The 9,541-nt window shown below is 63.2% G+C and carries 9 protein-coding genes; 8 read left to right on the forward strand and 1 reads right to left on the reverse strand.

The window, feature by feature from the left end; translation table 11 throughout:
- Nucleotides 1–63: 63 nt before the first annotated feature.
- From Mhypo_RS11560 to Mhypo_RS11595, 8 genes are all read left to right on the forward strand, one after another.
- Entirely contained in the window at nt 64–1,416 is a 1,353-nt protein-coding gene (locus Mhypo_RS11560; protein ID WP_119341445.1) for an aspartate aminotransferase family protein, read from the forward strand.
- Between the two features lie 13 nt (nt 1,417–1,429).
- On the forward strand, nt 1,430–2,404 hold the full coding sequence (locus tag Mhypo_RS11565) for a threonine/serine dehydratase (RefSeq protein WP_119341446.1): 975 nt from the start codon (nt 1,430–1,432) through the stop codon (nt 2,402–2,404).
- Between the two features lie 44 nt (nt 2,405–2,448).
- Nucleotides 2,449–3,477 (forward strand): ABC transporter substrate-binding protein, encoded by a 1,029-nt coding sequence (locus Mhypo_RS11570; protein ID WP_119341447.1) that lies wholly within the window; start codon nt 2,449–2,451, stop codon nt 3,475–3,477.
- Nucleotides 3,478–3,516: 39 nt separating this feature from the next.
- On the forward strand, nt 3,517–4,182 hold the full coding sequence (locus Mhypo_RS11575; protein ID WP_119341455.1) for a GNAT family N-acetyltransferase: 666 nt from the start codon (nt 3,517–3,519) through the stop codon (nt 4,180–4,182).
- Nucleotides 4,179–5,720 (forward strand): amidohydrolase, encoded by a 1,542-nt coding sequence (locus tag Mhypo_RS11580; RefSeq protein ID WP_119341448.1) that lies wholly within the window; start codon nt 4,179–4,181, stop codon nt 5,718–5,720. The genes Mhypo_RS11575 and Mhypo_RS11580 overlap by 4 nt, the downstream gene beginning before the upstream one ends.
- Nucleotides 5,717–6,163 (forward strand): aminoglycoside 6'-N-acetyltransferase, encoded by a 447-nt coding sequence (gene aac(6'), locus Mhypo_RS11585; protein ID WP_119341449.1) that lies wholly within the window; start codon nt 5,717–5,719, stop codon nt 6,161–6,163. Before Mhypo_RS11580 ends, aac(6') begins: the two co-directional genes overlap by 4 nt.
- Nucleotides 6,160–7,521 carry an aspartate aminotransferase family protein gene (locus Mhypo_RS11590; RefSeq protein ID WP_119341450.1) on the forward strand — a complete coding sequence of 454 codons (1,362 nt, stop codon included), beginning with the start codon at nt 6,160–6,162 and terminating at the stop codon, nt 7,519–7,521. Before aac(6') ends, Mhypo_RS11590 begins: the two co-directional genes overlap by 4 nt.
- A gap of 82 nt (nt 7,522–7,603) precedes the next feature.
- Nucleotides 7,604–8,980 (forward strand): NAD(P)/FAD-dependent oxidoreductase, encoded by a 1,377-nt coding sequence (locus tag Mhypo_RS11595; RefSeq protein ID WP_119341451.1) that lies wholly within the window; start codon nt 7,604–7,606, stop codon nt 8,978–8,980.
- 49 nt (nt 8,981–9,029) lie between these two features.
- Here the strand turns inward: Mhypo_RS11595 and Mhypo_RS11600 are convergent.
- On the reverse strand, nt 9,030–9,541 hold a 512-nt coding region (locus Mhypo_RS11600; protein ID WP_119341452.1), incomplete at its 5' end, for an IS630 family transposase.

Raw genomic sequence — 9,541 nt, forward strand, 5'->3', positions numbered from 1 at the left:
TGGCCGGTAATGACCGGCCCTAGACCCTAAACGCTTGACCCTCAACCTCCCCTGGAGGAACCTGTGCCTTACATCCAACTCAAAACACCCATTCCCGGCCCCAAGAGCCAGGAACTCCAATCGCGCCGCGCCGCCGCCGTGAGCGCTGCGCTGGCCCAGGCCAACCCCATCGCGGTGAAGAAAGCCCACGGCTCGCTGGTGGAAGACGTGGACGGCAACACCCTTATTGACCTGGCAGGCGGCATCGGGGTGCTGGCCGTGGGGCACACGCCCCAAAGCGTGGTAGAAGCCATCAAAGCCCAGACCGACGAGCTGTTGCACATGTGCAGCATCGTGGCCAACTACGAGCCCTACGTGGCCGTCTGCGAGGCCCTGAACCGGCTCACCCCTGGCGACTTCCCCAAAAAGACCCTGCTCGCCAACGGCGGGGCCGAGGCGGTGGAGAATGCGGTCAAGTTCGCCCGCCGCTACACTGGGCGAAGCGGGGTGATCGTCTTCGAGGGGGCCTACCACGGGCGCACCAACCTGACCATGGCCATGACCAGCAAGTGGGGCCTTTTCAAGAAGGGCTTTGGCCCCTTTGCCCCCGAGGTCTACCGCCTGCCGGTGCCCAACCTGTACCGCACCCCCAGGGGCATGACCCCCGAAGAATACGTGGACTGGGCCTGCTGGAACCTGGAAAACGCCCTGACCGCCCACATAGACCCCTCGGCGCTGGCGGCCATCGTGATTGAGCCGGTCATCGGCGAGGGGGGCTTTATTCCGGTGCCGCACAAGTTTTTGCGTAAGATCCGCGAGGTCTGCGACACAACGGGCGCGGTGATGATTGCCGATGAAATTCAGAGTGGCTCGGGCCGTACCGGAAAGCTCTGGGCCATCGAACACAGCGGGGTGGTACCCGACCTGATTATTAGCGCCAAGAGCCTGGGGGCGGGGATGCCCATCAGCGCCGTGACGGGCCGGGCCGAGATTCTGGATGCCCCCCACGTGGGCGGGGTGGGCAGCACCTACGGCGGCAACCCCCTGGCCTGCGTGTCGGCCCTGGAAGCCCTGAAGATACTCGAGTCCCCCGGCTTCCTGGACAAAGCCCAGCGTATCGAACGCATAGTGCGCGAGACCTTTGAGCCGCTGAAGGGCGAAATTCCGGTGCTGGGCGATGTGCGCGGGGTGGGGGCCATGATGGTACTCGAGTTCGTCAAAGACCCCCAGACCAAAGAACCCTGGCAGGAGTTCGCCATGGAGACCATCAAGCTGGCCTCGAGGCGGGGCGTAATTCTGATCCGGGCCGGGCTCTACACCAACTGCATCCGCTTTTTACCTGCGCTGGACATCCCCGAGGAGATGCTGCTCGAGGCCCTGGGGGTGGTGGCGGGGGCCATCCGTGAGACCTACCAGGCCATGGCGGTTGGGGCCTAGCCTGAAGCAACCCATGTCCAGCCAGCCCATAGCAAGCCTGCCTCAGGCCATCCTACAGGCCCACACCCGCCTGCGGCCCCACGTGCGCGAGACCCCACTGGATCTATCGCTGGCCTTCTCGCAAATTACGGGGGCCCAGGTCTGGCTGAAGCTCGAGAACCTCCAGCACACCGGCTCCTTCAAGGTGCGGGGGGCGCTGAACAAGCTGCTCTCGCTCCCGCCCGGGCAACTACAAAAAGGCGTGGTGGCGGCCAGCAGCGGCAACCACGGGGCCGGGGTGGCTTACGGGCTTCATAAGCTGAGGGCTAGGGGCGTGGTTTTCGTGCCGGAAGGAGCCAGCCCCACCAAGCTGGAGGCCATAAGGCGCTATGGGGCCGAGGTGCGCATCTACGGGCAGAGCGGCGAAGATACCGAGGTTTATGCCAGGCAGTATGCCCGGCAAAACGACATGGTCTACATCTCGCCCTACAACGACCCGGAGGTGATTGCCGGGCAGGGCACCATCGGGGTAGAGATAGCCCAACAGATGCCACAGCCCCCAGATGCAGTCTTTGCGACGGTGGGGGGCGGCGGGATGATCTCTGGCATCGCCTCGTACCTTAAATCGGTCTGGCCGCAAACGCAAATTGTCGGCTGCCAGCCAAAAAACGACGCTGCCATGCTGGCCTCGATCCGGGCCGGGCAAATCGTCTCGGTTGAGGCTAAGCCCACCCTATCGGATGGCAGTGCGGGTGGTTTGGAGCCGGGGGCCATCACCCTTGGCCTCTGCCAGCAGTTAGTTGACGGCTGGGTCACGGTCAGCGAAGAGGAAATCAAGGCGGCCATGCGGCTTTTTTTGGAGACCCAACACCAGCTTCTGGAGGGGGCCGCAGGGGTCGCGCTGGCGGCTTTTCTCCAGCAAAGCGTGCAATACCAGGGGCAAAAAGTGGTCATCGTCATCTGTGGAGCCAATATCGGCCTTCCGATGCTCCAGGCCATCTTGCAGTAGCGTACCCACAACCGTATGTTGATAAGAGCCAAAAGGAGCAAACCATGAAACATATCCTCGCGCTGATGGTTTTTCTGGCGCTGGCTTTCGCACAAAACAAGACCCTCCAGCTTTACACCTGGACCGACTACATAGACCCGGCCATCGTGGCCGATTTTGAGAAACAAACCGGCCTCAAAGTACGCATCGCCTACTACGAGTCCAACGAGGAGATGCAGGCCAAGCTCCAGGCCGGCGGCGTCAGCCAGTTCGACCTGGTAGTACCCTCGGATTTCATCGTGCCGGTGTTGATTAACCTGAAGCTGTTGCAACCCCTGGACAAGAGCAAAATTCCCAACCTGAAAAACCTCGAGCCCAAGTTCACCAACCCCCCCTTCGACCCCGGCAACCGCTACACCGTGGGGTACTTGTGGGGCACGGTGGGCCTGATGTATCGCACCGATATTTTCAAGACCCCGCCCGCCTCCTGGAGCGTGCTCTTCGACCCCCGGCAGCAGAAGGGGCCTTTTACCTTTATGGACTCTTCGCGCGAGATGCTGGGCATCGGCCTGCGCTACCTGGGCCGTTCGGTTAACACCACCGACCCTGCCCAGGTCAAGCAGGCCCTGGAGGCCATGCTCGCTGCCAAGCAGAGCCGTAATTTCAAGGGCTTCCAGGGTGGGGTTTCGGCCACCAAGCTGCTGCTGGCCAACCAGATTGTGGCGGCGGTGGTCTACAACCAGGACGCGCTGCGGGTGGCCGAGGGCAACCCCCGCTACGGCTTCACCATTCCCAAGGAGGGCAGCACGCTCTTCATCGATAGCATGGCCATTCCGGCCAAAGCCCCCAACCCCGAGGCCGCCCACCGGTTCATCAACTTCATCCTGGACGCAAAAATTGGGGCCCGCCTGGCCGAGTACCAGCAGTCGGCCACCCCCAACGCCGCCGCCAAAAAGCTCCTGAAGCCCCAGATGCTCCAGAACCCGGCCATCTGGCCCAGCGAAGCCCAGATGAAAGTGCTCGAGTTCATCCTGGACCAGGGCAACAAAAACCGCGTACTGGACGAAGCCTGGACGCAGCTCAAAAGCCGTTAACAAGCAGCCCGACCTATGGCTATGGGCTATAAAACCTTTATGCGCGAACTTCTGGTAAGCCCCGACAACCGCTTTGCGGTGGTGCAGTCGGAGCCCTGGATGGCCGAGGCGCTCGAGGTCATCCAGCGGGCTTCTTTTCCCTCGCTGGCCAAAGACGAACTGATCACCGCCGAGCACTACCAGGCCCATATGCGGGTTTTCCCCGAGGGGCAGCACGCGGTAGTGGAGCGTGAGACCGGCCAGGTGGTGGCGTGCTCCACCGACCTGCGCACCCGGGTCAACTTTCTGCACTTTCAGCACAAGTACATGGAGGCCGTGGGGCACAACTGGCTCACCACCCACGACCCCCAGGGCGACTGGCTCTATGGGGCCGATATTGGTGTCCACCCCGCGTTTCGCGGGCTGGGTCTTTCCACCCTGCTCTACACCGCCCGCCAGGAACTGGTGCGCCGCCTGGGCCTCAAGGGCCACGTGGCCGGGGCCATGCCCAAGGGCTTTGCCCGCTATCAGCGCGACCTTTTCATCGAGCAGTACGTGGCCCGGGTGGTAAAAGGCGAGATGTTCGACCCGGTGCTCTCGGTACAGCTCAAACGGGGCTACAACGTCTGGGGCATTATGCCCGACTACCTCGACGATCCCAGTTGTGGCAACTACGGGGTGTTTATCGTGTGGCGCAATCCCCAGGCCCCGGGAAGGAATCCATGAGCCGTTTACTCCTGTACGGTGGCCAAATCCTGAACCCCTCGAGGCGGGAGGGGGTGTACCGCCTGGAGCCCCTCGAGGCCCTCTACGTGCAAAACGGCAGGATTGCCGCTACAGGCGCCCTTTCCGACCTTCTGAACCTGGCCCCGCCGGGCACCCCACAGCTTCACCTGGAAGGCCGCACCCTGCTCCCCGGCTTCAACGACGCCCATGTGCACATCTGGAAAGTGGGGCAACTGCGCACCACCCTGCTCGATTTGCGGGGCATTACCTCGCTGGCCGAGGTGTACGCCAGGGTAGCAGAACGGGCCAGGACGCTGAAGCCCGGCGAGTGGTTGTGGGGGCGGGGCTGGAACGAGGCCCTGCTGGCCGAAAAAACCATGCCTTCCAAAGCTGCCCTGGACAAACTTGCGCCCCATAACCCGGTGCTCCTCACCCGTACCTGCGCCCACATCCACGCGGTGAACTCGCAGGCGTTGCAACTCGCGGGCATCACCCCCGAAACCTCTGTGCCCGGTGGGGAGATCCACTACGACCAGGGCATCCTCTACGAAACCGCCTACGGGCTGGTCTTCCGGGCTATGGGCGAGCCCACCCAGGCCCAATACGAGCTGTGGGTGAAGGCGGGTTGCGAGTACCTGCGCAGCCTGGGCGTGACCAGCGCCACCGACCCCGCCGTAGACCCCCCCTTGTATGCTGCCTACAAAGCCCTGGACGAGCGCGGCGAACTGCCCATCCGGGTCAACCTGCTCTACATTCGCCGCCCCGACGGGGGCACCGAGACCTTCCCCCTGCCCGAGAAGCATGTTTCCGACCAGCTGCGCTGCGACTCGGTGAAGTTTTTTGCCGATGGGGGGCTTTCCGGGGCTACTGCCGCCATTTCCCAGCCCTACAAGACCCTAAAGCCCCAAAGCTACGGCATCCTGCGCTTCGAGGAAGAAGAGCTATTCGCTCTGGCGCTCGAGGCCCACCGCGCAGGCTTTCGCATCGGCACCCATGCCATCGGCGACCGGGCCCTGGATCAGGTGTTGCGGGTCTACGAGCGGCTCTACCAGCAGACCCCGGGCCCGCGCCACCGCATCGAGCACTTCGGGCTGGCCGGCCCAGAGCACCTGCAAAAAGCCCGCGAACTGGGGATTATCGCCGTGCCCCAGCCGGTTTTTTTGAGCGAGCTGCGCGCCAACTACGAGCGCTACGTGCCGGACGACTGGTTCTGCCGCTGCTTCAACCTGCGGGCCATGTTCGAGGCGGGCCTTACGGTGGCCTTCTCGTCGGACGGGCCGGTGGTGCAGCAGGTGGAGCCCATCCGGGGCTTGCAGGCCGCCATGCTCGAGCCGCTGTGCCCGGGGAACCAGGTGAGCCTGGAACAAGCACTCTGGGCCTACACCATGGGCGGCGCGGTTACCCAGGGGGACGAGGGCAACCGCGGCAGCCTGGAGGTGGGCCAATGGGCCGACTTTGTAGTGCTGGAGGGCGATATACGAGACCCCTACAGCCTTTGTGTGCAGCGCACCGTGCTGAACGGGGAGGAGCTCCCATGACCATCCGGCGCTTGCAACCCCAGGACCTGCCGGCCTACTTCTACCTGCGCACCGCCTTATGGCCCGACAGCGCTTTGGATTTTGAGCTCGAGGTGGCCCAAATCCTGAGCGCCGACCATCAGGTGGGTTTTGTGGCCGAACAGGAGGGGGCACTGGTGGGCTTTGTGGAGGTCTCCTTGCGGGCCTACGCCGAGGGCTGCGAGAGCAGCCCGGTGGGCTACCTCGAGGGCTGGTATGTTGCACCCACACACCGCAAAACCGGCGTCGGGCGCCGGCTGGTGGAGGCCGCCGAGGATTGGGCCCGGGCCCAGGGTTGTACCGAGATGGCTTCCGACAGCGAAATTTCGAATACCCAGAGCCACCAGGCCCACGCCTGCCTGGGCTACCAGGAAGTCGAGCGCATCGTGTGCTTTCGCAAATCGCTGCAAGAGGTAGAAACATGAACGCTAGCGCAACCATCGATCGCAGCAAAGTCAAAGCCCTGATGCAAACAGAGCAGCAGCTTTTTGTCGAGCGCCACCCCAGGTCGTTTGAACTCTATCAGCGTGCGCAAAACTCGTTGCTGGCGGGGGTACCCATGCACTGGATGACCCGCTGGCCGGGGGGCTTCCCGATCTTTGTGGCCGAGGCCAGGGGGGCCACCTTCCGCGATGTGGATGGGCTTCAGTACATAGACCTGTGCCTGGGCGACACCGGGGCCATGACCGGCCACTCGCCCCAGGCTGCCCTGCCCGGCATCACCCAGCAGCTAGAGAAGGGCATCACCACCATGCTGCCTTCCGAGAACGCCTTCTGGGTAGCCGAGGAGTTGCAGCGCCGCTTTGGCCTTAAGTACTGGCAATTCGCCCTCTCGGCCACCGACGCCAACCGCTTCTCGCTCCGGCTGGCGCGGGCCATTACCGGCAGACCCAGGGTGCTGGTCTTCCACGGCTGCTACCACGGTACGGTGGATGAGGCCTATGCATGGCTGGTGGATGGAAAACCCGCCAGCCGCCCCGGCAACATCGGACCCCAGGTAGACCCTACCCTAACCACCAAAGTGGTGGAGTGGAACGACCTGGCGGCCCTGGAAGAGGCCCTGCGCCCTGGTGACGTGGCGGCGGTGCTGGCCGAGCCGGTGATGACCAACGTGGGCATCGTGCAACCGCTGCCGGGCTACCACGAGGCCTTGCGCGAACTTACCCGCCGCTACGGCACGCTGCTCATCATTGACGAAACCCACACTCTCTCGGCAGGGCCGGGGGGCTACACCAAAGCACACGGCCTGGAGCCCGACATTCTGACGGTGGGTAAACCCCTGGGCAGCGGTATTCCCAGCGCAGCCTACGGCTTCACCGAGGAAGTTGGGCAAAAAGCGCACAGCGTCATCCAACCCCCCTACGCCGATACCGGGGGCATCGGGGGCACCCTGGCGGCCAACGCTCTCTCGCTGGCGGCCATGCGGGCCACCCTCGAGCACGTCCTGACCGAGGCCGCCTACCGGCGCATGATGGCCCTGGGAGAGCAGCTCGAGGCCGAAGTGCAGGACGTAATCAAAAAGTACAGCCTGCCCTGGCACGTCACCCGGGTGGGCTGCCGGGTGGAGTACCTCTTCCGCCCCAACCCGGCCCGGAATGGTTCCGAGGCCCTGGCCGGCCAGGACCCCGACCTCGACCCCTTCATTCACCTGTTCATGCTGAACCGGGGCATTCTGCTCACCCCCTTCCATAACATGACCCTGATCTCGCCCGAGACCACCCCCGAGCAGGTGCGGCGGCATACCGAGGTCTTCGAGGAAGCGGTGCGGGCGCTTCTGGGCTAATTCGCTGCTACCTTCGGCCGTGGGCCTTTAGCGCTAGGCTTTCCGACTCAGCTCGAGTCTAGATGTATACTGTATACAATTTATGACCAACCCTACAGCCGAAGTCGTTATCTGCGGAGCCGGTATCGCCGGGGTCGCGGCGGCTTATTACCTGGGGAAAAAGGGCTTGAAGGACATCGTTATTGTGGAGCAGGGCGACCCCCTTTCGCTCACCTCCGACAAGTCTACCGAGGCCTACCGCAACTGGTGGCCGGGGCCGGACGGGCACATGATTGCCCTCATGAACCGCAGCATCGAGCTGCTCGAGGCCATCGCCCGCGAATCTTCCAACCGCATCCACCTGAACCGCCGGGGTTACCTCTACGCCACTGCCGATGCGGGCAAAATTCCCATGCTGGCCCAGGCTGCCCTGGATGCCGCCCAAAAGGGCGCGGGAGCTCTGCGGGTTCACAGCCACAGTCACAGTTCCTACCGGCCCTCCCCTGCCCAGGGCTTCGACCCCTGGCTCGAGGGAACCGACCTGATTAGCGACCCAACCCTGATTCAGCAGCACTTTCCCTACCTCAACCCCGGCACCCGGGCTGTACTGCATGTGCGCCGGGCGGGCTGGCTCTCGGCCCAGCAACTGGGAATGTACCTGCTGGAACAGGCCCGCGAAAGCGGGGTTCGGCTGGTACGGGGCCAGGTGGTGGGGGTGGATCTAAAGGGCGGGGCGGTGGCGTCTGTGCAGGTCAGGCGGGCGGATGGCCTCACTGACTCCATCCATACCTCCATCTTTATCAACGCCGCCGGGCCCATGCAAAAACAGGTGGGCCAGTTGCTGGGGGTGGAACTGCCCGTCTTTGCCGAGCGGCATCTCAAGATGAGCTTCAGCGAGACCCTGGGCGCTATACCCCGCGAGGCCCCCATGCTCATCTGGATGGACGAGACGGAACTGCCCTGGAGCCCCGAAGAACGGGCCGTGCTGGCCGAGGAGGAGAGTACCCGCTGGCTCTTAGGAAAGCTTCCTTCGGGTGTCCACTGCCGGCCCGATGGGCCGGGGGCCAGCACCACCCTGCTGGTGCTCTACAACCTGCACACCGAGCCTGTGGAGCCCGTCTTCCCCCTTCCCCCTGACCCCCACTACGCCGAGGTGGCCCTGCGCGGCCTGTCGGTGATGGTTCCGGGCCTCCAGCGGTATTTCGAGAAAGCCCCCAAGCCCTGGATAGACGGGGGCTATTACCTCAAAACCCAGGAGAACCGTCCCCTGATTGGCCCCCTTCCGGTTAAGGGAGGTTACATAATTGGGGCGCTATCGGGCTTTGGCGTGATGGCCGCCTGTGCAGCTGGGGAGTTGCTTGCAGCTCATGTGACCGGCGCTGCGTTGCCCGGCTATGCTCCGGCCTTTTTGCTATCGCGCTACCAGAGCCCAGCCTACCAGGCCCGGCTGCAAAACTGGGGCGATACTGCGCAACTATAGTTCAAGGCAAGCCAGGTTGGGGCTCCGAGCGCAGGTAAGTATCTCCACATCAGATTTTTACCTCTACAGCCCCCAGTAGACCTAAGGCATGCAAAAGGGCTTGCTTGAGTTGCGAGAGGCAAGCGTAATGACGGCGGGGCAGGAGGAAGGCTTTGAGCTTTTTCCAGAGGGTCTCGATGAGGTTGAGCTGAGGGCAGTAGGGCGGTAAGAAGCGCAGATAGAGGTTTTGTGCTTGCCAGGTGGCCAGGTGAGCCTGGATCAGCTGGGCTTTGTGGAAGCTGGCATTGTCAAGCACGATGACGGTGAGCTTGCTTTGCTGACTGGCCTGCTGAGCCTGGGTCATCAGAAAAGCCAGTACGGCTTCTTTGGTGCATTTGCCTTCCAGCACTGCGTATTGCAGGTGGTTGTCGGAATATGACCAACTGCCGATAAGATTGATTCGCCCTGCGCCTCCAAAGTATCGGGGAACCTCGCGTTGGTGCGACTGCCCCTTGAGTGTCCAGCTATAGCCTATCGGTAAAGACAAACCAAACCCACTCTCGTCCAGATACTTCAGGTTGA

The sequence above is a fragment of the Meiothermus hypogaeus genome (assembly GCF_003574035.1).
GTDB lineage: Bacteria > Deinococcota > Deinococci > Deinococcales > Thermaceae > Meiothermus > Meiothermus hypogaeus.

Excerpts from the sequence above, each read along its gene's own strand:
- Mhypo_RS11565 (WP_119341446.1), top strand. The coding sequence starts at position 1,430 with ATGTCCAGCCAGCCCATAGCAAGCCTGCCTCAGGCCATCCTACAGGCC.
- Mhypo_RS11570 (WP_119341447.1), top strand. The coding sequence starts at position 2,449 with ATGAAACATATCCTCGCGCTGATGGTTTTTCTGGCGCTGGCTTTCGCA.
- Mhypo_RS11575 (WP_119341455.1), top strand. The coding sequence starts at position 3,517 with ATGCGCGAACTTCTGGTAAGCCCCGACAACCGCTTTGCGGTGGTGCAG.
- Mhypo_RS11580 (WP_119341448.1), top strand. The coding sequence starts at position 4,179 with ATGAGCCGTTTACTCCTGTACGGTGGCCAAATCCTGAACCCCTCGAGG.
- Mhypo_RS11590 (WP_119341450.1), top strand. The coding sequence starts at position 6,160 with ATGAACGCTAGCGCAACCATCGATCGCAGCAAAGTCAAAGCCCTGATG.
- Mhypo_RS11595 (WP_119341451.1), top strand. The coding sequence starts at position 7,604 with ATGACCAACCCTACAGCCGAAGTCGTTATCTGCGGAGCCGGTATCGCC.